General features: G+C 73.5%; 20 protein-coding genes. 9 read left to right on the forward strand and 11 right to left on the reverse strand.

Annotated elements, in window-relative coordinates; translation table 11 throughout:
• Positions 1-169: 169 nt before the first annotated feature.
• Positions 170-1150 (reverse strand): helix-turn-helix transcriptional regulator, encoded by a 981-nt coding sequence (locus ACFYVL_RS02305; protein WP_389240863.1) that lies wholly within the window; start codon positions 1148-1150, stop codon positions 170-172.
• A gap of 39 nt (positions 1151-1189) precedes the next feature.
• Here ACFYVL_RS02305 and ACFYVL_RS02310 point away from each other — a divergent pair, with 39 nt between their 5' ends.
• The gene (locus tag ACFYVL_RS02310; protein ID WP_389240865.1) at positions 1190-1711 is read left to right on the forward strand and encodes a hypothetical protein; all 522 of its coding nucleotides are present in this window, start codon (positions 1190-1192) and stop codon (positions 1709-1711) included.
• 87 nt (positions 1712-1798) lie between these two features.
• Here the strand turns inward: ACFYVL_RS02310 and ACFYVL_RS02315 are convergent, their stop codons facing one another.
• Positions 1799-2290: a hypothetical protein gene (locus ACFYVL_RS02315; protein ID WP_389240866.1), complete on the reverse strand. Its 492-nt coding sequence runs from the start codon at positions 2288-2290 to the stop codon at positions 1799-1801.
• 83 nt (positions 2291-2373) lie between these two features.
• Between ACFYVL_RS02315 and leuE the strand changes: the two genes are divergently transcribed.
• Positions 2374-3030 (forward strand): leucine efflux protein LeuE, encoded by a 657-nt coding sequence (leuE, locus tag ACFYVL_RS02320; RefSeq protein WP_389240867.1) that lies wholly within the window; start codon positions 2374-2376, stop codon positions 3028-3030.
• A gap of 60 nt (positions 3031-3090) precedes the next feature.
• Here the strand turns inward: leuE and ACFYVL_RS02325 are convergent, their stop codons facing one another.
• Positions 3091-3648 carry a dihydrofolate reductase family protein gene (locus tag ACFYVL_RS02325; RefSeq protein WP_389240868.1) on the reverse strand — a complete coding sequence of 186 codons (558 nt, stop codon included), beginning with the start codon at positions 3646-3648 and terminating at the stop codon, positions 3091-3093.
• 168 nt (positions 3649-3816) lie between these two features.
• Here ACFYVL_RS02325 and ACFYVL_RS02330 point away from each other — a divergent pair, with 168 nt between their 5' ends.
• The 3 genes from ACFYVL_RS02330 to ACFYVL_RS02340 all read left to right on the forward strand — a co-directional run bounded on the left by ACFYVL_RS02330 (position 3817) and on the right by ACFYVL_RS02340 (position 6323).
• Positions 3817-4257: a GNAT family N-acetyltransferase gene (locus tag ACFYVL_RS02330; protein ID WP_389240869.1), complete on the forward strand. Its 441-nt coding sequence runs from the start codon at positions 3817-3819 to the stop codon at positions 4255-4257.
• A gap of 73 nt (positions 4258-4330) precedes the next feature.
• On the forward strand, positions 4331-5569 hold the full coding sequence (locus ACFYVL_RS02335) for a hypothetical protein (protein WP_389240870.1): 1239 nt from the start codon (positions 4331-4333) through the stop codon (positions 5567-5569).
• The gene (locus ACFYVL_RS02340) at positions 5553-6323 is read left to right on the forward strand and encodes a hypothetical protein (RefSeq protein ID WP_389240871.1); all 771 of its coding nucleotides are present in this window, start codon (positions 5553-5555) and stop codon (positions 6321-6323) included. The genes ACFYVL_RS02335 and ACFYVL_RS02340 overlap by 17 nt, the downstream gene beginning before the upstream one ends.
• Before the next feature lie 4 nt (positions 6324-6327).
• Here the strand turns inward: ACFYVL_RS02340 and ACFYVL_RS02345 are convergent, their stop codons facing one another.
• The 4 genes from ACFYVL_RS02345 to ACFYVL_RS02360 form a co-directional block, all read right to left on the reverse strand.
• Positions 6328-7422 (reverse strand): Clp protease N-terminal domain-containing protein, encoded by a 1095-nt coding sequence (locus ACFYVL_RS02345; protein WP_389240872.1) that lies wholly within the window; start codon positions 7420-7422, stop codon positions 6328-6330.
• Positions 7423-7547: 125 nt separating this feature from the next.
• On the reverse strand, positions 7548-8243 hold the full coding sequence (locus ACFYVL_RS02350) for a response regulator (protein WP_389240873.1): 696 nt from the start codon (positions 8241-8243) through the stop codon (positions 7548-7550).
• Between the two features lie 11 nt (positions 8244-8254).
• A complete protein-coding gene (locus ACFYVL_RS02355; RefSeq protein ID WP_389240874.1) occupies positions 8255-10330 on the reverse strand; it encodes a histidine kinase in 2076 nt (691 codons plus the stop codon).
• 12 nt (positions 10331-10342) lie between these two features.
• Positions 10343-11038 (reverse strand): TetR/AcrR family transcriptional regulator, encoded by a 696-nt coding sequence (locus ACFYVL_RS02360; RefSeq protein ID WP_389240875.1) that lies wholly within the window; start codon positions 11036-11038, stop codon positions 10343-10345.
• Between the two features lie 53 nt (positions 11039-11091).
• Here ACFYVL_RS02360 and ACFYVL_RS02365 point away from each other — a divergent pair, with 53 nt between their 5' ends.
• Both ACFYVL_RS02365 and ACFYVL_RS02370 read left to right on the forward strand, forming a co-directional pair.
• Complete coding sequence (locus ACFYVL_RS02365; RefSeq protein WP_389240876.1) at positions 11092-12225, forward strand: FAD-dependent oxidoreductase; 1134 nt, start codon at positions 11092-11094, stop codon at positions 12223-12225.
• Between the two features lie 109 nt (positions 12226-12334).
• The gene (locus ACFYVL_RS02370) at positions 12335-12889 is read left to right on the forward strand and encodes a hypothetical protein (RefSeq protein WP_389240877.1); all 555 of its coding nucleotides are present in this window, start codon (positions 12335-12337) and stop codon (positions 12887-12889) included.
• Positions 12890-13134: 245 nt separating this feature from the next.
• Here the strand turns inward: ACFYVL_RS02370 and ACFYVL_RS02375 are convergent, their stop codons facing one another.
• On the reverse strand, positions 13135-13533 hold the full coding sequence (locus tag ACFYVL_RS02375; protein ID WP_389240878.1) for a winged helix-turn-helix transcriptional regulator: 399 nt from the start codon (positions 13531-13533) through the stop codon (positions 13135-13137).
• Between the two features lie 178 nt (positions 13534-13711).
• Between ACFYVL_RS02375 and ACFYVL_RS02380 the strand changes: the two genes are divergently transcribed.
• Positions 13712-14323: an FMN-dependent NADH-azoreductase gene (locus ACFYVL_RS02380; RefSeq protein WP_389240879.1), complete on the forward strand. Its 612-nt coding sequence runs from the start codon at positions 13712-13714 to the stop codon at positions 14321-14323.
• Between the two features lie 102 nt (positions 14324-14425).
• On the opposite strand, the gene ACFYVL_RS02385 is transcribed toward ACFYVL_RS02380, so the two are convergent.
• Together ACFYVL_RS02385 and ACFYVL_RS02390 are read right to left on the reverse strand one after the other, a co-directional pair.
• Positions 14426-14971: a TetR/AcrR family transcriptional regulator gene (locus tag ACFYVL_RS02385; protein WP_389240880.1), complete on the reverse strand. Its 546-nt coding sequence runs from the start codon at positions 14969-14971 to the stop codon at positions 14426-14428.
• Between the two features lie 17 nt (positions 14972-14988).
• Positions 14989-15597, reverse strand: a complete 609-nt coding sequence (locus ACFYVL_RS02390; protein WP_389240881.1) for a sugar O-acetyltransferase — start codon at positions 15595-15597, stop codon at positions 14989-14991.
• Between the two features lie 196 nt (positions 15598-15793).
• Here ACFYVL_RS02390 and ACFYVL_RS02395 point away from each other — a divergent pair, with 196 nt between their 5' ends.
• Entirely contained in the window at positions 15794-16969 is a 1176-nt protein-coding gene (locus tag ACFYVL_RS02395) for an MFS transporter (RefSeq protein WP_389241301.1), read from the forward strand.
• A gap of 82 nt (positions 16970-17051) precedes the next feature.
• On the opposite strand, the gene ACFYVL_RS02400 is transcribed toward ACFYVL_RS02395, so the two are convergent.
• The gene (locus ACFYVL_RS02400; protein ID WP_389240882.1) at positions 17052-20585 is read right to left on the reverse strand and encodes a molybdopterin-dependent oxidoreductase; all 3534 of its coding nucleotides are present in this window, start codon (positions 20583-20585) and stop codon (positions 17052-17054) included.
• Between the last annotated feature and the right edge of the window lie 56 nt (positions 20586-20641).

Genomic DNA, 20641 nt, shown 5'->3' on the forward strand with positions numbered 1-20641 from the left:
CTCCCCCGCACCCGGGAGGGGCGGCCGGGCCGTCGCCGGGGCGGTGCCCGGGGAACGCGGGCGCGGCCGTCGCGCCGGGGTGGCCTTCGCGCGGGCGTGGCCGTCGCGCCGGGGTGGTCTTCGCGCGGGCGCGGCGGTCGCGCCGCAGTGGTCTTCGCGCCGAGGGCCGTCAGCCGTCGGCCGCTCCGTATCTGCCCGCCAGTTCCCGTACCGTCGCCGCCAGCCGGGCGCGCAGCTCCGCCGGGGCCAGGACCTCCACGTCCGTCCCCAGGGCAAGGAAGAAGCCGTGCGCGTGGTCGAGGGACTCGACGGGCAGGACCGCGCGCGTCCAGCCGTCGGGCTCGGGCACCCCGGTGGCCGCCAGCGCGCGGGCCTGCGCACCGGTCAGCCGGGCCGCGGCGCCGGGGGCCAGCCGGACGACGGCCTCCCCCCGGTGCAGTCTGGCGTGGAAGCCGGCCTGGGACTCCTGCCAGTGCGCGGCCAGGTCGAAGCCGTCCGGTACGGCGAACTCCGCGCCCCCGTCCGCGATCCGGAGGATCTGGTCGACCCGGTACGTACGCGGCTCGGGCGTCCCGCTCCCGGCCGCCCGCGCGACCACGTACCAGCGCCCCGCCTTCAGTACCAGCCCGTACGGTTCGAGGCTGCGCTCCACCTCGGTCGGCTCCTTCCACCTGCGGTAGAGCACGTCGACCGTACGGCTCTGCCACACCGCGTCCGCGACCTCGGGGAGGTGGGGGACCTCGTCGGCCGGCGCGTACCAGCCGGGGGCGTCCAGGTGGAAGCGGGAACTCATCCGGTCCGCCTGGTCGCGCAGCTCCGGCGGGAGCGCGGCACGGAGCTTGCGCCGGGCGGCGGCCAGCTCGGGGCCGAGGCCGAGCGCGGTTGCCGGGCCGGGCACCCCGGAGAGGAACAGGGCTTCCGCTTCGGGGCTGTTGAGGCCGGTGAGCCGGGTGCGGTAGCCGTCCAGGAGCCGGTAGCCGCCGCCGTGCCCGGGGTCCGCGTACAGCGGCACGCCCGCCGCGTGCAGCGACTCGATGTCCCGGTAGACGGTGCGCACCGACACCTCCAGCTCGTCGGCGAGCCGGGCGGCCGTCATCCGGCCCCCGGTCTGGAGCAGGAGCAGGATCGACAGGAGGCGGCTGGACTTCACTGACACACGGTGTCAGTGAAGCGGCCCTACCGTCCACCCATGCCATTCCAGGAGAAGCACCTGTGGGTCCTGCCGCCCGTCGAGTCCGGCGGACGCCGCATCAAGCGCTACCACGTGAGCCCCGACCCGGCGGGGATCCCGGCCGACGTCGAGAAGGCGGCGTACGCGATCCTGCCAGACCTGCTGCCGCCCCCGGACGGGACGCCGCCCGCCACCTTCGTCGTGCTCCACAAGGGCGGCGACACCGGCGCGTACATCAACGCGTACAGCTGGGCGTGGGACAACGCCCTGCACTTCGACGGCGCGGCGGCGGGCCAGCCGGTGCTGGGCTGCCCGGACACCGACCCGACCCACTTCGTCCGCCTGAAACAGCCCTCGGACAACGGCCTGAACCTCTTCGGCTGCGTCTGGGAACTCCCGCCCCTCCTCCACGAACGCAACGCCTGGGTCCGCCACATGCTCGCCCCGCCGGCCCCCGACCTCGACGCCTACCTCACGGACTCCCTCACCACACCCGACACGGGCCTCGGCACCTCGGGCTTCACCACCCCCGCCGGCTGACCCGGGCGGGGGCCGGACCGGACCCGAGGCGTCCGCGGCGCCGGGAGCGATCCCGTGCGCGCGAACCCCTCGGGTCCCGTTCCCGCCCTAGAAGGCCGCCGTCCGGTCCTCACTGCGCGGGTCGGTCACCCGGTGCTCGGTGTAGATGCCCGAACGCGCCTCACGACGCCAGGGACGCCCGTGGGCCACGGCGTCGGCGGCGGCCTCGGAACCGTCGTCGAGGTTCACGACGGCCACCGAGGTCGAACCGTCCGCGGGGCACTGCGCGGCCCAGTGGCCGTCCGGGGCGGCGATCCCGGAAGGTGTGCTGTGCCGCGGGGGCACGGAGAGGCTGACCCAGTAGCCGTTGACCGCGGCGTGCCCCTGGGCCTGGGAGACGCCCGGCGCGTACATGTACGAGACCTTCGTCCTCGACAGGAGCCGCTCGTCGTAGCGCGTGACGACGGCGCCCCGGTCGGAGACGACGTAGAGGCTGTTGTGCGGACGGTTCGGGCCGCTCAGGCGGTGCACCGACGCGATCACCGTCCACAGCCGCAGCTCGCGGGCCAGCTCGGCGATCGGGACCGGTCCCCGCCCCATCCCGTACGGCCCTCTGCGTGCGCCCCGTTCCGGCATGCGGAAAGGTGGCGCGGGGAAGGGCGCACGCGTGTGACACTCCACCCATGCTGGGTGTAACAGATCTTCCGACCTACCTCATAGGTCTCGTCCTGATAGTGCTGCTGCCAGGACCGAATTCGCTGTACGTGCTCTCCGTCGCGGCCCGTCGCGGCGTCCGTGCCGGGTATACGGCCGCGGCGGGTGTCTGGTGCGGCGACACCGTGCTGATGGTGCTCTCCGCCGCCGGTGTCGCCTCGCTGCTCCAGGCGAACGCGCTGCTCTTCGGCATCGTGAAGTACGCGGGTGCCGGGTATCTCACCTGGCTCGCGATCGGCATGATGCGGGCCGCCTGGTCGATGTGGCGCAGCCGGCACGAGAAGGCCGACGCGGCGGCCCCGCAGGCGGACGCCCCGGCCACGATGGAGAACCCGTACCGGCGCGCCCTCGTGATCAGCCTGCTCAACCCGAAGGCGATCCTCTTCTTCATCTCCTTCTTCGTGCAGTTCGTGGACCCGGCCTACGCCTACCCCGCGCTGTCCTTCGTCCTGCTCGGGGCGCTCGCCCAGTTCGCGAGCTGCCTCTACCTCACGGCGCTGATATTCAGCGGAACCCGGCTCGCCGCCGCCTTCCGCCGCCGCAAGCGGCTCTCGGCGGGCGCGACGACGGGCGCCGGGGTGCTGTTCCTGGGCTTCGCGGTGAAGCTGACGCTCGCCAGCGCGTAGGACCGGGCCGGCCCCGTGCGGGCCCGCCGCCGAGCCCCGTACGGTCGAGCCGTGCGGGGCTCAGCGGTTCCGGTAGCGCGCGTGGATCAGCCCGCTGCCGAAGACCCGTTCCTCGACCAGTTCGAGATCGAGGCGTACGCCGTCGGGGAAGAACCGCGTGCCGCCGCCGACCACGCTCGTGGTGATGAACAGGTGGTACTCGTCCACCAGGCCGGCCCTGATCGCCTGGGCCGCGAGGTGCGGGCCGTCGACGGTGAGGTCGTGCTCCGCCTCGGCCTTGAGCTTGCGCACCGCGTCCGGGTCGAAGCTCCGCTCGATCCTGGTCCGCGCGCTGGAGACGGAGTCGAGCGTCGTGGAGTACACGACCTTCTCCGCGGCCTGCCAGTCCCGCGCGTACTGCACGATGTGCGGCGGCTGCCCGGGTTCGGTGTGCGCGGTCTCCCAGTAGACCATCGTCTCGTACATGCGCCGGCCGTAGAGGTACGTGCCGACCGGGCGGAACAGGTCGTTGACGAAGGTGTGCACCTCCTGGTCCTCGGCCCCGGTGCCGAGGTCGCCCTCCGCCGCCTTCGCGTAGCCGTCGAGCGAGGTGAACATCGCGTAGATCAGCTGTGCCACTGCGTCTCCTTCGCACACTTGCGTGTCGCCCCGTCCATGGGCCTCCTCGTGATGACTCGCGGACGGCCCGAAACTCATCGGTGCTCATCGGCACTTGTCGGCACTCGCCTGCACTGACCGGTACGCAATCGAGTTGACGTGCGCACGCTCCTCCGGTCTCCTGCTGCCATGTCGGACCTTCGTATGCAGCAGCCGGACGGCGATACCGCGCTCGCGGAATGGCAGTACGTCCACAACACGATCATCCCCACCCACCCCCTCTCCCTGGACGAGGTACGGGAACGGGCCGGACGCAACCACCTGGAGGTGGCCCGTCTCGGCGACCGGCTCGTGGGCTGCAGTACGGTGCGCCCGCCGACGGACGAATCCCGTACGGCCACCGTGATCGCCCGGATCCTCGACACGCACCGCGGCCGGGGGTTCGGCGAGCAGCTCTACACGCGGGGGCTCCATCACGCGCGGGAGCTGGGGGCCGAGGTGATCGAGACCGTCGTGCTGTCCTCGAACGAGGACGGGCTGCGCTTCGCGCTGAAGCACGGCTTCGAGGAGATCGAGCGGTACCTGCTGCCGGGGGACACGATTCCCTGGATCGACCTGCGGCTCTCCTGAGCCGCGGGGTCCGTGCGCAGCCGTCCGCGCTGCGGAGTTGTCCACCACGTTCGGCGAATGGCGGGAGCGGTTGATGAAGTTGACGAGGACGACAGAGCGGGAGGAAGCCCGCCTCCAGGAGACGGGCAACGTCCTGGTCGCGCCCGCGGAGTTGTGGGACGACGACTCGGTCAGGGACTTCTTCGGATCGCGGATCACGCCGGAGGACCTCGCGTCCGGTGCGACCGACCTCACGGGGAGGACCGTCTACCTGTGCGGCGACGTGTCGGGGCTCGACGGCGGCCATCTGCGCACGGCGGAACGGGTGTTCGTCGTCCGGGAGCTGTCGCACGGACACCGCGAGGACACGGGCGTACCGGGAGCGGTCGTGGGCCTCGGCCGGGTTCCGCTGCGCGTGCACGGCGCGGGCGTGTACTACCGCCGCTTCTTCGACCCCGGCACCGACCACTTCGGGCGCATCCGTGCGGAGCACGCGTTCCAGTCCCTGACGGAGTCGACCAAGCCGGGAACGGCGCACCGCAGCGGGATCTACCTGACACCCGTCACGCGGGACGGCGACGCGCTGCGATTCCACCTGCTGCGGTGCTCCACGAACCTCTCGGGCCCCACGGAGAACTTCCGCCCGACCGACACGCACATCGTCGAGGCCCTGAACCGCGAGGCGGCCACCGTCTTCCGGAACCACGCGCCGCTGAATCACGTGCTCGCCCAGACCTACCACAACGCCCCTGCCACGGCGGAGCGCAAGCAGTCCAAGGCCAGGATCTCCGCCCACGCCGACAAGACGAAGGACATGCCGGTCAACGGCATCATGGCCTTCTGCACCTTCTACGACGGGCTCGACAAGCTGCGGCCGATGGCCGACGACCCCTTCGACCGCGGCGTGAAGCGGGCCAGTGGACTGACCGCCCTGCGCTTCCGGCTCAAGGACCCGGGCGCGGAACCCGACGGGGCGGCGCTCCCGCAGCAGTTCACCGTGACCCTCCACCCGGGCTCCGTGCTCTTCGTCCCGCTGTCCACCAACCGCCTCTACACGCACGAGATCCGGCCCTCGGGGCTGGAGGCCGGACTGCTCCCGACCCGGCTGGGATACGTGGTGCGGTGCTCGCGCACCGAGGCCGTGCACCAGGACGGCCGCACCTTCCTCGAAACGGATGGCGGACCGGTGGAGCTGGAGCCGCCCACCGAGGCGGGCATGGGCGAGCTGCGCAGGCTGTACGCCGAGGAGAACCGGACCTCGTCCTTCATCGACTACGGCGACCGGTTCCGCTTCAGCATGAACACGGGAGACTACGTTGCCCCCCGGATCTAGGATCTCGGCCGAGATCGTCTCGTGCGCCCTGCCCACCGGGGCGAACCTGTTCGCGGAGCTGGCCGTTTCGGTGCGCTGGGAGGACGTGGGCAAGGGCAGGCTCGGCGCCACGCTGACCCGGGTCGACGGGGCGGGCGGTGTGCCCCTCGTCCGTACGACCACGCGGTACGCCGACCCGGCGCAGCGCTTCCGGGCGGTGCACGAGCGGCTGGCACGGCAGGTCCAGGAACGGGCCGCGCTTCCGGTCGGCTTCAACAACGCGCTCTTCGAGCGCTACACGAACGCGTACCGGACCATGGGCAGCCACTCCGACCAGGCCCTGGACCTGGCCGACGAGTCGTTCGTCGCCGTCTTCTCCTGCTACGAGAACCCGGCGGCGGCCCCCCAGCGAAAGCTGGTCTTCGCATCGAAGGAGGGCGACGGCGAGACGTTCGAGGTTCCGTTGGTCCACCACGGTGTCGTCGCGTTCTCCGTCGCCTCGAACCGGCGGCTCAAGCACAGGATCGTGCTGGACGCACCCGCCCGTGCGGCGGACAACCCGTGGCTGGGCGTGACGTTCCGTACGGCGAAGACCTTCGTCCGGTTTCGCGACGGGCACCCGTACCTCCCCGAGGGGGCGCGCCTGGGGGCCGCCGACGAGGAGCAGCAGCGCGAGTTCTACCGGCTCCGGCGCCGCGAGAACCACGAGACGGACTTCGTCTACCCGCACCTGACGTACACCGTCAGCGAGAGCGACCTGCTGCCGCCCGCCTGACCGGTCAGTTGCCGACGGTGCGGGTCAGGGCGTCGACCAGTTGGCGGGCGCGGGTCCCGTCGGCCAGCAGGGACTCGACCATCGGGCCGGTGCCCGGGTCGGCCGCGCTTGCCAGGTTCTGGCTCGCGGTCTCGCCGACGTACTTCTCGACGGGGTGGGGGTCGGCCGTCAGGCGGACGCGTTCGGTGGCGGTCAGCGCGCGGTGGACCGAGGCGTGGTCGAGGCCGAGGCGAGCCAGCCGCTCGCCGCCCGCGTACCGGGATTCCTGGCCGGGGGCGCTCTCCCCCGAGAGGTGCGGGTAGCGGAGCGCGACCTCGTGGGTGGCCAGGACCGCGAGCAGGACGTGTTCGGTGCCGACCGTGCGGTCACCGAGGCGGCGGGCCTGCTCGTACGTCTCCTGGCCGATCCAACTAGTGGGCAGTGAGGCCCAGTTGATGCCGCTGAGCTTGGTGGCCCAGCGCATCCAGAACGGCATCCGGCGGTAGTGGCCGCGGCCGAGGAGGACGTCCCGGGTGGGCCGCAGCAGCGGGCCGATGCCGTCGTCCGGCGTGCTCCCGGGGCCACCGTCGAGGCGGGCGCGGACGGACTGCGGGGAGATGCCGCAGGCGCCGAGCAGTTCCACGGCGCGGTTGTCCTCCTCCAGCAGTGCGCGCAGGAGTTGTTCGGCGCCGAGCTTCGCCGCTCCTTCGCGCCGTGCGTGCTCCGACGCGGCGCGCAGCGCGGTGGCTGCGGCGCCGGTGAAGCGGGTGCGTGCGTCGCCGTCCTCGCCCAGTACGTCCTTCGAGAGGACGCTTCCCGCACGGTCGTCGTCGCCACTCCACGCGCCTCGCGCGTCCGCCCCGTCCGCCCCGTCCGCCCCGTCGGCCCCGTCGGCCCCGTCCTGCCGGCGGTCCTGCCTGTCCCGCAGCACCGTCAGCAGGACGGTCTTGGTCGCCCCTTCCTCCATGAGCGCCTCGCGGGCCGGTCCCCTGGCGGTGGTGATGCCGGCGAGGAGGTGCTCGGTGCCGATGGCTGCCCCGGCGTCGGCCTTCGCACCGCGGGCGGCCCCCAGGATGCCCACGACGTTCCAGTCCGGCGGCTTGATCGCTTCCGCTTCCATGCGGCGCCTCCTCTTCCTGCTGTGCTGGTCCTGGGCACCAGCCTCGCCGACAGAGGTGGCGGAACGCGTCGCTCCGAGGGGGGATCCGCTTCTGCACCCTGCGATAGAGGCGGGCCGCGCGTCCGTCAGCCGAGCGGCGGTTTCGGCCGGACCAGCCCGGTGTCGTACGCGAGGATCGTCGCCTGCACCCGGTCACGGAGGCCCAGCTTGTTCAGGAGCGCGTTGATGTGGGTCTTCACGGTGCCCGTGGCGACACCGAGCCGGCCTGCGATCTCGGCGTTGGTCAGGCCGGTCGCGACCAGGGAGAGGACCTCGCGCTCGCGGGGCGTGAGGGCGTCGAGGGCCGTGTGGCCGGCCGGTGGCTCGGGGGCGGCGGCGGTGAACCTGTCGATGAGCCGGCGGGTGATCGCGGGGGCCAGCATGGCCTCGCCGGTGACCACCACCCGGAGCGCCGTGAGGAGTTCGGCGGGCTGGGCGTCCTTGAGGAGGAAGCCGGAGGCCCCGGCGCGCAGGGCCTCGTAGACGTACGCGTCGAGGTCGAAGGTGGTCAGCACGAGCACCTTGGGGACGTGCCCCGAGGCCGGGCCGGTCAGCAGACCGGTGGCCGTCAGGCCGTCCATGTCGGGCATGCGGATGTCCATCAGGACGATGTCCGGTTCCAGCCGCCCGGCCAGCGCGACGGCCTCGGCACCGTCGCCCGCCTCCCCGACCACCACGAAGTCCGGCTCCGCGTCGACGATGGCCGCGAACCCCGCACGAACCACGGCCTGATCGTCGACGACGAGGACCCGGGCGGGGGCGGCGGCGGTGGGCGTGGACATGGATCGCTACTTTATCGAGCCCCCACCGAGACGTCCGAGCGGGGCGACGCCGGCGGGGTGCCTGGTGCGGGCTCGGGCGGGTTGGCCGGCGCCGGACCGCTCGCGCCGCCCGTGGCCGGGGTCAGCGGGGCGTCCGACGGGGTGCCGTCGCGCAGGCTGCCCAGGAGTTCGCGCATCGCCGCCAGTGCCTCGCGTGCCGCTGTCGTCACCTCGTCCAGGCGTCCTTCCTCGGCGGTACGGATCACCTCGCCCGTCCGGTCCAGCACCGCGGCACGCAGTCCGGCGGCGATCCGCAGGCGTTCCCGGTGCGCCGTGTCAAGGGCTTCCTGGACGGCCGCGCCCAGTTCGCCCTCCTCCCTGCGGACGACCCGGCCGCGCCGGGACCGTACGAGGAAACCCACCAGCCACGCGCCGCCGAGCAGCGGCGTCAGCATCACCGCCAGCGCGAACACCGTGACCCCCACGGCGAGCGCTCCGACCGGGTCCCCGTCGATCCTGCCGTCCCGCGCCGCAGTGACCGTGACCATGCCCGCCAGCACGAGTACGGACAGCGGCACCGACGCCCAGGTCGCCCACGGATCACGGCCGTACGCGGCGACCGCGTACACCCCGCCCATCAGCGCGCACGCTCCCGCGGTCAGGGCCGGCCAGGGGTCCGCGGCGGCGCCGGGCGCCCACGGCCACAGCCAGGTGACCGCGAGCAGCGCGGCCAGCACGGGCCAGGGCGCCGTCCGCCGCCACAGCAGCGGCAGCAGCTGTACGACCAGCAGCGCGCCCAGCAGCAACTGGGTGGCCGTGCCGCGTTCCTCGGTGAACAGGAACACCGCGGGGAGGATGCCGACGGCCGGCAGCAGGGCGTGCGAGGCGAGGCGCCAGTCCAGTACCCGGCCCCGCGCGGCCGGGGGACGTGCGGGCCGGCCGGGGTGGGCGGGCAGTTCCGCGCGTACCGACCAGCCGGGGGACGTGCCCGCGGCCGGGCCGGTGGTGAGGGTTCCGCCGACGGCCTCGGCGCGCTCGCGCATGCCGGTCGTGCCCCGTCCCGAGCCGAGTCCCCGGCCGGCGGCGGCCGGGCTGCCTGCCTCCGGTTCCGTACGGTGGCCCCCGTCGTCGTCGACGGTGAGCGCCAGCCAGCCGTCGCCGAGGTCCCGCAGGGCGACGCGGACGACGGCGCCGGGGGCGTACCGCAGCGTGTTGGTAAGGGCTTCGCGGGCGATGCCGAACAGCGCCTCCGTCACCCGGGGTCCGGCCGCGTCGGTGCCCTCGTCGCAGGTGACCTCCACGCGCTGCCCCAGGCGGACGAAGCCGACGGCGAGTTCCTCGATCCGGGTGTGCGGCGGGACGTCCTCGCCGTCCTCGGCGGTTCCCAGGGAGGTGACCAGGCGCTGCACGGTGACCAGGGTCTCGCGGCCGGTGCGGGCGGCGAAGTCGAGTGCTTCGGCGGCGAGTTCGGGGCGGCTGGCGGACAGGTGCCGGGCGGCCTCGGCGGTGACGACCACGGAGGTGAGGTGGTGTGCGCTGACGTCGTGCAACTCCCGTGCCAGCCTGCGCCGTTCGCTCTCCCCCGCGCCCCGGCCCTCGGCGCGGGCGCGGGCCAGCCGGGCGGCGGCCCCGGCCCGTGCGGCCAGCCGGTGGGCGCGGCCCCGGCCGAGCCCGACGGCGCCGAGGTGCACCGCGGCCTCGGCGGCCAGGCCGACGCCGGCCTCGGGGCTCACGCCCTCGACGGCCACGACGACCGCGCCCTGGCAGCAGAGGAGGAGGCCGGCCGCGCGGAGCGTCAGCGGCAGGGTGGTGCGGGCGGCGACCGAGTACACGGCCATCGGGCCGGCCACGCCGACGAACAGCTGGACCGCGTCCGGGGCTTGGGCCAGGGCCGCGAGTCCCTGGCCGGCGGCCACTCCGGCCAGCGCCGCGAGCGGCAGCCGCCGCCGGAACGCCAGGGCGACGGTGGTCCCGACCGCGACGGCGAGGGTCAGTGCGAGGCCGGCGCGGGAAGCGCTCTGGGCTCCCTGGACCAGCGCCGGTACCGGCCACACCAGGAGGAGGACCGCGACGGCCGTCGGGGGCGCCCAGTTGCGTATCGTTTCCATGAGGGCAGGAGCCTACGGTGTGCGCGGCGGGGCGAGCCGGGCGGCGACGGCGTCCAGCACCCATTCCAGGCCGGTCTCGAAGGACGCTTCGGGGTCCACGTCCGCACCGTCGTGCACGAGTTTGCCCAGTGCCGGGAAGTCGCCCGTGGCCAGCATCTTCGTCAGGTACGGGCCGGAGGCGCGCTGCCATTCGTGCTCGGTCAGGCCGGTGGTGCGCTCGGCCCGCAGGCGGGCGATCTCCCGCCTGATCGCGCCGGTGAAGTAGGCGCCGACGGTTTCCATGGCGCGCATGGCGGTGTCGATGTCGGTGGCGCCGTCGAGGGCGGCCAGCGTGGCCTCGGCGACGGCGAGGCCGTTCGGGCCCAGGGCCGGCCGGCCGCCGAGCAGGTCGGCCAGCCATTCGTGGCGGAGCGCGGTTCGCCGGGTTCCCCGGGCGAGGGCGCCCAGCGCCTCCCGCCAGTCGCCGGGCGCTCCGGCGGGCAGGATCTCGGCCTGGACCTCGTCCACCATGAGGTCGAACAGCTCTTCCTTGGTGGCGATGTATCCGTACAGCCGCATCGGTCCCGCGCCCAGCCGGGCGGCGACCTTGCGCAGCGAGACCGCCTCCAGTCCGCCCTCGTCGGCCAGCGCGACGGCGGCGGCGACGATGCGTTCCCGGTCGAGGGGCACGGGGCGGTTCGGCGGCTCGGGGCGGTCCCACACAGTCATGGTCACACCCTACTGTTGCCATACACCGCATCGGGAAAATACAGTGTATCGACATGAGACATCGCATCGCTGTAGTCGGGAGCGGTCCCGGCGGCCTGGCCTTCGCCCGCGTCCTGCACCGTCACGGACACCACGTCACCGTCCTCGAACGCGACTCCTCCGCCGCGGCCCGCCCACCGGGCGGCACCCTGGACCTCCAGGAAGGACTGGGCCAGCTCGCCCTGGCGAAGGCGGGGCTGCTGGCCGCGTTCCACGAACTGTCCCGCCCCGAGGGGCAGGCCCTGCGCATCCTGGACACGGACGGGACCGTGCTGCGCGACTGGCAGCCCCGTCCCGGCGAGCGGGCCAATCCCGAGATCGACCGCGGGCAGCTCCGCGATCTGCTGCTCGGCCCGCTCGACGTCCAGTGGGGGCGGTGCGTGACCCAGGTGGTGCCGGGGACCGGGGACGGCACGCTGGTCCGCTTCGCGGACGGGCGGCAGGAGACCTTCGACCTCGTGGTCGGCGCGGACGGGGCCCGGTCCCGGGTGCGCCCCGCCGTATCGCCGGTGACACCGCACTACACGGGCGTCACCTACGTCGAGACCTCCCTGGACGACGTCGACACCCGCCACCCCGGTATCGCCCGGCTGGTCGGCGACGGTTCGGTGGCGGTGTTCGGCGTGAACCGGGCCCTGGTCGGCCAGCGCAACAGCGGCGGGCACGTCAAGGCGTACGCCCAGTTCCGCGCCCCCCTCGACCGGTACCCGGCATCCGGCCCGGCCGCCGACCCGGCGGACGCCGAGGCGGTGCGGTCGGGGCTGCTCACCCTGTTCGACGGCTGGGCCGCGCCCGTACTCGACCTCCTCCGCCACGGCACCGCTTTCACCAGCCGCCCCCTCCACGCCCTGCCCGTGTCCCACACCTGGGCGCACGTCCCCGGCGTGACACTGCTGGGCGACGCCGCGCATCTGATGCCCCCGCTGGGGGCGGGCGCGAACCTCGCGATGCTGGAGGGGGCCGAACTCGCCGAGGCCGTCGCCGCACTCGGCGACGGCGACCTGGACGAGACCGTCCGCGCCTTCGAGGAACGGATGTGGGCACGGGCAGGCCGGTGGGCGAGGATCACGACGGCCGGCCTGGAACGCCTCGTGGGCCCGGACCCCGAGGACGCGATAGCCCTCTTCGACGAACTCCAGCCGTCCTGACCACCCGGCAGGAAGGCACTGGCAGGGAGCTATTTCGTTTGTGCCGGCGCGCGGGCGGGGGGAGGATGCCCGCGCCGGGGAGTCCGGGCGCGGCGGGAGGGACGAAGCATTGACCTTGCACGACGACCTGGCGGCGTTGCTGGCCGAGGCCGCCGTCCTCGACGTGGACATCGACGAGGCCGTCGCGGACGAGCACGTCCGGGTGGCCGCGTACCTGCGTGTCATCGCGGTGACCGCCGCCGCACGGAGCCGCGACCGGGACCGGGCGACGGTGGCCGCGATTGTGCGCGACCCCTACGAGTCGGGGGCCAGGACGGCGGTGGTCGCCCTCGTGGACAGCATCGCGCTGAAGTCGTCCGGTCCCGAGGAGTTCCGGCGCTGGACGGCCGAACTGCTGCCGGAGACGGACCGGCTCACGGTGGAGGGTCACCGCGCGTTCGTCCGCCGCCGCATCGAGGACTGGCTGCTCCATCTGTCCGTCGAGGAGGGCCGTGTGCCGACGCGGGACGAGTTGGCGGAGGCCACGCACTGGATGCAGCGCCGCCTCGCCGACAAGGCGACGTCACCGGCGGTACTCGCCCTGCTCGCCGAGTCGGGCACCACGAGGAAGATCCGCAACACCGCGAAGAACCGGGCCGGGAGCCGCGAACCGAGAAACCGGTGAGGGGGCGGCGGCCTTCTCGGCAATGAGCGGGAGGGCCGCCTTTCTCTGATGCGAGACGGCGTTCGCGGCGGGATTCCCAGCGGGATACGAGGGGGATTCGCGGCGGGATACGAGGCGGACTCCCAGCGGGACACAAGGCGGATCCGCGGCGGCACGGCGCGGGCGCCCCACCCGCACGCGATCCCGCGCGCACCCGCCACCCCTCCGCCCCACCACAGCGGCAACTCGGCTGCCGCAGAAGGGAGTTACCCGCTCCGGGACTCCATCGCCCGCGGCTCCCGCATGCCGGGGCAGCCGCCCTCCTCGCCCGCGCCGAGGAACTGCTCGGCCCAGTTGCCCAGTTCGTCCAGGGCCGGGCGCAGCGCCTCGCCCGCGGGGGTGAGCTGGTAGGAGACGCGGGTCGGCGGGCCGGCGTCCACTTCCCGGGAGACCAGACCCGCCGCGGCGAGTTCGGCGAGGCGGTCGGAGAGCACGCGTTCGCTGATTCCGCTGACGGCGCGGCGCAGTTCGACGAAGCGTCCGGGGCCGCTCATCAGGCTGGCGAGGATCACGCCGTTCCAGCGCTTGCCCAGTAGGGCGAAGACGCGCTCGACCGCGCCGCCCGCCGCCGCGCACTGCCCCGCGTCCCGATGCTCCTGTGTCATGCGCCCATGGTAACGGCCACCCCTTAGACACTGCGGAAAAGTGCGCTACTGTGTTTTCGTAAGCAGCTGACAGAGCTGCTGTACGGCGCCGTCCGTGCGCCGGAACACCGCGCCCGTGCACCCGCACGCCCGCTTGCCGCGCATCTGCCGCACCCCCGTGTCCCGAGGAGCATTCGCCATGGCCGTTCTGCTGCACATCGACTCGTCCCTCTTCCCCCTGGAGAACTCCGGCTCCCGCCGGCTCACCGACGCCTTCCGCCGGACCTGGGAGGAGACGCACCCGCAGGGCAACGTCATCTACCGCGACCTGGCCGCCCACCCCGTACCGCACCTGGACGCCGCGACCGCGACCGCCGAGTCGGTCCCGCCGCTGCGCGCGGAGCTGATCGCCGAGTACGAGAAGGCCGACGTCATCGTGATCGGCGCGCCCATGTACAACTTCGCCATCCCCTCCACCCTCAAGGCGTGGCTCGACCACGTGATCCTGGCGGGGCGGACCTTCGGCGAGGGCGTGGCGCCGTCCGGCAAGCGCGTCGTGATCGCGTCCTCGCGCGGCGGCTCCTACCAGCCCGGCACGCCGCGGGCGGGCTTCGAGTTCGACACCAACTACCTGCGGAAGGTGCTGGGCGACGCGCTCGGCCTGGAGGTCGAGGTCATCACGCGCGAACTCACCCTGGCCGCCGTCAACCCCGCCATGGCCGAACTGATCCCGCTGGCCGAGGAGTCGGACCGGCAGTCCCTGGCCCGAGCCACCGAGTCCGCCCGCGAGCACACCGCACGGCTGGGCTGACCGCGCACACACCGCCCGGCCGGCCGGGCCCGGCGCACCTCGCGCCGTCCCGGGCTCCGCACGCACCGGCCCGTGGAGTCCGTCGGTGCGCCGGGCGGCCGGTCAGCCGGCCCTGGTGATCCGTGCGACCGCCTCCGCCGTGAGAGCCCGGTCGTGGGGCTCGGTGTCGAGGGCCCGGTGGAGGGAGAGGCCCTCGATCAGGGCGTCGAGCTGGCGGGCGGTGTCCGGCGGGAAGTGCTGTTCCAGGATGTCGCGGCTGCGGCGCATCCACGCCCGGGTCAGTTCCCGGTAGGCGGGCTGCCGGGCGGCGAGGGTGTACAGCTCGTGGGTGAGGACGAGTTGGCGCTGGTCGCCGCTGGAGAGGTCGTGCACGAGGTCGACGACGGCGGCGCGGGCCTCGTCCGGGTCGCCAGCAGCGCCGAGCCGCTCCTCGAAGAGCGCGACGATGGTGGCGGCGAACCGGCCGAACGCCTCGCGCAGCAGTTCCTCCATGCTCTGGAAGTGGTACGTCATCGATCCGAGCGGCACCCCGGCCCTGGCCGCCACCTTGCGGTGCGAGATGCCCGCGACGCCCTCGTCCGCGATGAGGTCGAGTGCCGCGTCGATGATGCGGTCACGCCGCTGCGGATCGGTGCGTCCGGTGGCCATCGGTTCTCCGTAGGTTGTCAGGTGGCCTGGGCGGGACCGGCCGGGTCCTGGATCGAGCGGATCACCCGGGCGGGATTGCCGACGGCGACCACGTCCGCGGGGATGTCCTTGGTGACGACGGACCCCGCTCCGACCACGGAATTGTCGCCGATGCTGACCCCGGGCAGCACGATCACGCCGCCGCCCAGCCACACGTTGTCGCCGATGGCGATCGGCTCGGCCCCCTCGATCCCGTCCCGGCGCGGCTTCGGGTCGATCGGATGGGTGGGGGTCAGCAGCTGTACGTTCGGGCCGATCTGGCAGTCCTCGCCGATGGTGATGGGGGCCACGTCCAGCGCGGTGAGGTTGAAGTTGACGAACGTGCCCGCGCCGACGTGCAGGTGGCTGCCGTAGTCGACGAACAGCGGCGGCCTGATCTCCGCGCCCTCGCCCAGGCTGCCGACGAGTTCCGCCAGCAGCGGCCGGGCCGCCTCCGCGTCCTCGGCGAAGGCCGTCGCGTACGCGGTGGCCAGGCGTGCGGCCCGCTGGTGCTCGCGGGCGTTCACCGGGTCGTCGTCGATGTACGGGTCTCCGGCGAGCATGCGTTCGCGCTGGCTGCGGGGGTCCCCGGCGAAGTAGTCGTTCATGGGTACGATCGTACACTCGCGAATGTACGATCGTACTCTTCAGGGATTCCCGCGCCGTCCGTCCGGGGATTCCGCGCCGCCCGCCGGGCCGGTGGCCGGTCGGTCCGGCCGCCGCCGGTCCCGCCCCGCTCCACCTGTGAGGACGATCAACTTGGACGCGACCACTCGCCGTTGGCGTGCCGCCCTGTTCACCTTCATGCTCGTCGCCGGGGCGGGCATGGCCTCGTGGGTGTCGCGCACGCCCGCGATCCGCGACGAACTCGGCGTGTCCACCGGGGCCATGGGACTCGTCCTGTTCGGACTGTCCACCGGGTCCATGGTCGGCGTGCTCGCCTCCGGCGGCATGGTCGCGCGGCACGGCGGGCGGCCCGTCATCCGCGTCGGGGCGATACTCGTCGTGGCGGGCCTCGCGGTGGTGGCCGCCGGAGCCGCCACCTCACTGCCCGCCAGTGTCTTCTGCGGGCTCGCCCTGTTCGGGGCGGGCCTGGGACTCGCCGAGGTCGCCTTCAACATCGAGGGTGCCGCGCTCGAACACCGGATGGGGCGGCCGGTCCTGCCGGTCCTGCACGGCTGCTTCAGCCTCGGCACGGTCGTCGGCGCACTGCTGGGCATGGCCCTGGCCGCCGTACGCTTCCCCGTCGGCCGGCACCTGCTCGGCGTGGCCGTCCTGCTGGCCGCGGTCTCCGTGTGGGCCGTGACCTCGATCCCGTACGGCACCGGCAAGGCGGACCCCGCGGACCGGCGCTCCGGCGGCTGGAAGCAGCAGCTCACGGTGTGGCGGGACCGGCGGCTCGCCCTGATCGGCGTCATCGTCCTGGCCATGGCGCTCGCCGAAGGTTCCGCCAACGACTGGCTCCCGCTGGTCATGGTGGACGGGCACGGCACCTCGGCCACCGTCGGCTCGCTCACCTACACCGCGTTCGCCGCCTCGATGACGCTCGGGCGGTTCCTGGGCGGCCCCTTCCTCGTCCGCTTCGGCCGTGCCGCGGTCCTGCGCGCCAGTGCCCTGAGCGCCGCCGCGGGCCTCTCGCTGGTCGTCTTCCTCTCCGATCCCGCTCTCGCCACCGCGGGCGTCGTTCTGTGGGGCCTGGGCACCTCGCTCGGCTTTCCCGTCACCGTCTCCGCGGCCGGTGACGATCCCCGGCACGCGGCAGCACGGGTCGCGGCCATGTCCACGGCCGGCTATCTCGCCTTCCTCGTCGGCCCGCCGGCGCTCGGCCTCCTCGGGGAGCACCTCGGGCTGCGCCACGCCCTGATCAGCGTTCTCGTCCTGCTGCTCGCCGCGGCGGCCCTCGCCCCCGCGCTGCGCTCCCCGGCCCGGCGCGTCCCGGAGGGCCGCGACGCCACGCCGCCGGTGTCCGACCGGACATGAGCACCGGCCGGGGCGGCACGTGCCGGACATGAGCACCGGCCGGGGGGCGGCGTGACGCCGGGGGCCTGCCGCCGCCCCTGTCTCACGCGTCGAGCACCACGTCCGACATCGGCACGGACTGGCAGGTGAGCACCTCAGTCTCCGGCAGGTCGTCGGACGGCGTCACACGGTGTGCCACCTCGCCCCGGAGCAGGGTGCACACGCAGCTCTCGCACTGGCCGACCCGGCAGCCGCTGGCCATCGGCACGCCCGCCCGCTCGCCGAGTTCGAGGAGCGTGCCGGCCGGTTCGGTCCACTCGACCTCGCGTCCGGAGCGTGCGAACCGCACGGTGAAGCGGGCGTCCCGCGGTACGTGCACCTCGTGCCGTGCGGCCCGGAACCGCTCGCTGAAGATCTCGAAGCGGGGCACCCCGCGCTGCCGGAGCGCGCCGCCGAGCGCCTCCAGCATCGGTTCGGGGCCGCACAGGTAGAACCGCGCGCGCCGGTCGAAGAGGGCGGGATCGATGTCGTCGACGCCGATGAAGCCGGGCCGGTCGAAGTCCCGGCCGGGCAGGTCTCCCGGGGCGGGCTCGGAGTGGTGCTCGACGACCCGCAGTTGGCCGATGCGGTCGGCGAGTGCGCGCAGCCGGTCGCGGAAGCAGTGGTCGGTCCCGTTCGTGACGCCGTGGTGCAGCACCACCTCCGGCACCGTGCCGCCGGTCGCCGCGAGGGTCTCCAGGTAGCCGAGGAAGGGCGTGACGCCGATGCCGCCCGCGAGCAGCACCACCGGGGTGTCGGTGTCCGTGGGCAGCCCGAAGACTCCTCGCGGCGCGGACAGCAGCACCCGGTCGCCGGGCTTCAGCCGCTCGTGGACGTACGTGGAGAAGACGCCCGCGGGGACGTGCCGTACGGCGATGTCGTACGAGGTCCGGTGCGGGTCGGTCGCGGCGCCGATCAGCGAGTAGCTGCGCTCGACGGCCGCCGACGCGTCGGCTCCGGTGCCGGTGTCGCCGTCGGTACGGACGGGTGGGTGCCGCCGGACCGTCACGTGCTGGCCGGGGCGGAAGTCGGGCAGCGGGCCGCCATCCTCGGGTGCCATGCGTACCGTGCGCACACCGGTGCCCTCGGCCGTCACCGCGGTCACCGTGAAGGGGCGGGTGCCGGTCCAGGTGCCGTCGGAGGGAAGGGCCCGGACGTCGCACACACCGCCCCGCAGCGGTACGGATCCGCTCAGCGGGTCCGTCCGGGTGTGGTCGACGAGCCGGTTGAAGTTGCTGCCGAGCGGGTGGGTCGGGTCGGCGCCGGGCAGCGCGAGGTCGGTGGCCTCCTGCCACCAGCCGTACTCGCCGACGACCACCGAGGGGTGCAGGGACGCGTCGAAGCGGGCGCGCAGCCGGATGCGGGCGCGTGCGGTGACGAGTTCCACCCACTGGCCCTCGCCGATGCCGCGTGCGGCGGCCGTGCGCGGGTTGAGGTCGAGGGACGGGTCCGGCGAGCGGCGGCGCAGGGAGGTCAGCGCGCGCTGCTGGCTGTGCACGAAGTAGCCGTGCTTGGCGTTGGTGAGGACGAGCGGGAAGCGGTCGTCGGGTGCGGCCGGTTCGCTGTGCCGGGGCACCGGCGGGTAGCCGTGGTCCAGCAGCCGCTGGGAGTACAGCTCGACGCGCCGGGTGGGGGTGTTGAACCCGGTCACGGCGCCGTCGGGCACGTCCGGTCCCGGCGGGGCGGGGCGCGCGTACTTGCGGTGGGCCTTCTCGCGCGGCACCCGGACGCCGCCCGGGGTGTCGCGCAGTTCCTCGACCGTCAGGCCCAGCGGGCCCAGCTGCCAGTTCCAGGCGGCCTCGATGTCGCCGTCGAAGAACAGCTCGCCCATGCCCGTCCGGCAGGCGAGGTCGAAGACGAACTCGGTGTCGGAGCGTGACTCGCCCTGCGGTTCGACGATGCGCGGGCGCAGTTGGACCTGTTCCTGGGCCCGGTGGTCGATCTCGAACCCGAAGCGCAGGGCCTCGCGTTCGTAGGCGCTGTTGACCGGGAGCACGATGTCGGCGCTGCTGCTGGTGGGGTTGTGGAAGAGGTCCAGGTGCACCTGGAATTCGAGGCCCCGCAGGGCGCGCGCGGTGTCGTCGGAGCCGGGCTGCGCGACCACCAGGTTGGAGCCGAAGCCGACCAGCGCGCGGACCGGGTAGGGCTGTTGCTCCTCGATGGCGCGGCGCAGGTCACCGGCGTTGATGTAGCCGGAGGCGGGCGGTCCGAGCGGGTGCTTGTCGCGGCCGAGCGCCTTGGCCAGTTGCTCGGGTGCGAACTGTCCGAGGTGGCTGGCCGGGCGGTGGGGCGGCGGCGGGACGACGTGGTTGCCGCCCTCGGTGTCGAAGGAGCCGGTGAGGGCGTACAGGGTGGCCAGGGCGCGTTCGGTCTGCGCGGCGTTGTCGCTCTGTCCGACGCCGGTCCAGCCGTAATAGGTGACCGAGCGGGCCCGGCCGATCTCGTCGGCGAGCGCCCGGATCTCCCGCTCGGGGATCCAGGTCGTACGCGCCACCCGCTCGGCGGGCCACTCGGCGCAGGCGTCCGCGTACTCCTGGAAGGCGGGTGCGCAGGTCACCGGGCCGGTGGTGGTGCCGATGCGGTACGTGCCGGTGAGCGCGAACCGTTCGGGGCGGTCGGCGGCGAGCCGGGTGTCGTACGCCTCGGGCAGCCCGGTCCACGCGTCGAGTACGACGAAGGGTGCGGCGCCCGCGGGGGCATTGGGGCCGGTGTGGGTGCGGGGATCGGTGTGGGTGCCGGAGCCGGTGTGGGTGCCGGGGTCCGTGGTGGTCGCGGTGTCCGTGTCCGGGCCCGCCAGCTCGTCCGCCCGCAGGAACCGGCCGGTGTCCTGGCGCACCAGCAGCGGCCCGTTGGTCCACGAGCGCACGAACGCCTCGTCGTAACCGCCCGCGCCGATCAGCAGGTTGGCGATGCCGAGGGCGAGCGCCGCGTCCGTGCCGGGGCGCACCCGCAGCCAGTGGTCGGCCCGCAGGGCGCTGGTGGAGCGGCGCGGGTCGACGACGGCGAGCCTGGTGCCGGTGGCCTGCGCGGCGGAGAGGGCGGCGGACTGGGCGAGCCAGGTCTTGGCCGGGTTGAAGCCCCACAGCAGGGCGAGGTCGGCGTGTGCGTAGTCCGGCGGGGGGATCGGGCAGCCGAAGGTGAAGGCGTGCGCGAAGTCCTTGTGCCAGTTGCAGATCTCGGCGCTGTAGACCGTGTTGGGGCTGCCGAAGTGACGGACGAAGCGCTCGATCCACTCGGTCGCGTCGGAGACGGCGGTTCCGCTGGGTGTGGCGACCGCGAAGGCCACCGACTCGGGGCCGGTCTCGGCGGCGATGCGGGTGAGGTTCGCGGCGATCTCGGTCATCGCCTCGTCCCACGAGACGGGTTCCCAGCCGGGGTCCGGGTCGCCCTTGGGGCGGGTGCGGCGCAGGGGGGTCGTGAGGCGTCTCGTACTGTGCGCGATCTCCGGTGCGGAACGGCCCTTGGGGCACATGGCGGCGCCACTGGGGTGGTCGGGGTCGGGCCGTACGCCGGTGAGCCGTCCGTCCTCGACCGTGAACACCGCGCCGCAGCGGGACTTGCACAACGTGCAGAATCCGCGCTTCTCCACTGTCGCCATGGTGAACTCCAGCATCACTGACGTGGATGAGTCTCCCCCATTGCACACCCTTTGAT

Source organism: Streptomyces sp. NPDC004111 (assembly GCF_042874215.1).
Lineage (GTDB): Bacteria > Actinomycetota > Actinomycetes > Streptomycetales > Streptomycetaceae > Streptomyces.

What these genes read in the sequence shown, in the direction of transcription:
- ACFYVL_RS02380 (WP_389240879.1), top strand. Translation starts at nt 13,712, where the DNA reads ATGGCCGTTCTGCTGCACATCGACTCGTCCCTCTTCCCCCTGGAGAAC.
- leuE (WP_389240867.1), top strand. Translation starts at nt 2,374, where the DNA reads ATGCTGGGTGTAACAGATCTTCCGACCTACCTCATAGGTCTCGTCCTG.
- ACFYVL_RS02315 (WP_389240866.1), bottom strand. Translation starts at nt 2,290, where the DNA reads ATGGGGCGGGGACCGGTCCCGATCGCCGAGCTGGCCCGCGAGCTGCGG.
- ACFYVL_RS02400 (WP_389240882.1), bottom strand. Translation starts at nt 20,585, where the DNA reads ATGGCGACAGTGGAGAAGCGCGGATTCTGCACGTTGTGCAAGTCCCGC.
- ACFYVL_RS02360 (WP_389240875.1), bottom strand. Translation starts at nt 11,038, where the DNA reads ATGACTGTGTGGGACCGCCCCGAGCCGCCGAACCGCCCCGTGCCCCTC.
- ACFYVL_RS02365 (WP_389240876.1), top strand. Translation starts at nt 11,092, where the DNA reads ATGAGACATCGCATCGCTGTAGTCGGGAGCGGTCCCGGCGGCCTGGCC.
- ACFYVL_RS02335 (WP_389240870.1), top strand. Translation starts at nt 4,331, where the DNA reads ATGAAGTTGACGAGGACGACAGAGCGGGAGGAAGCCCGCCTCCAGGAG.
- ACFYVL_RS02350 (WP_389240873.1), bottom strand. Translation starts at nt 8,243, where the DNA reads ATGTCCACGCCCACCGCCGCCGCCCCCGCCCGGGTCCTCGTCGTCGAC.
- ACFYVL_RS02345 (WP_389240872.1), bottom strand. Translation starts at nt 7,422, where the DNA reads ATGGAAGCGGAAGCGATCAAGCCGCCGGACTGGAACGTCGTGGGCATC.
- ACFYVL_RS02390 (WP_389240881.1), bottom strand. Translation starts at nt 15,597, where the DNA reads ATGAACGACTACTTCGCCGGGGACCCCCGCAGCCAGCGCGAACGCATG.
- ACFYVL_RS02355 (WP_389240874.1), bottom strand. Translation starts at nt 10,330, where the DNA reads ATGGAAACGATACGCAACTGGGCGCCCCCGACGGCCGTCGCGGTCCTC.
- ACFYVL_RS02310 (WP_389240865.1), top strand. Translation starts at nt 1,190, where the DNA reads ATGCCATTCCAGGAGAAGCACCTGTGGGTCCTGCCGCCCGTCGAGTCC.
- ACFYVL_RS02375 (WP_389240878.1), bottom strand. Translation starts at nt 13,533, where the DNA reads ATGACACAGGAGCATCGGGACGCGGGGCAGTGCGCGGCGGCGGGCGGC.
- ACFYVL_RS02330 (WP_389240869.1), top strand. Translation starts at nt 3,817, where the DNA reads ATGTCGGACCTTCGTATGCAGCAGCCGGACGGCGATACCGCGCTCGCG.
- ACFYVL_RS02385 (WP_389240880.1), bottom strand. Translation starts at nt 14,971, where the DNA reads ATGGCCACCGGACGCACCGATCCGCAGCGGCGTGACCGCATCATCGAC.
- ACFYVL_RS02395 (WP_389241301.1), top strand. Translation starts at nt 15,794, where the DNA reads ATGCTCGTCGCCGGGGCGGGCATGGCCTCGTGGGTGTCGCGCACGCCC.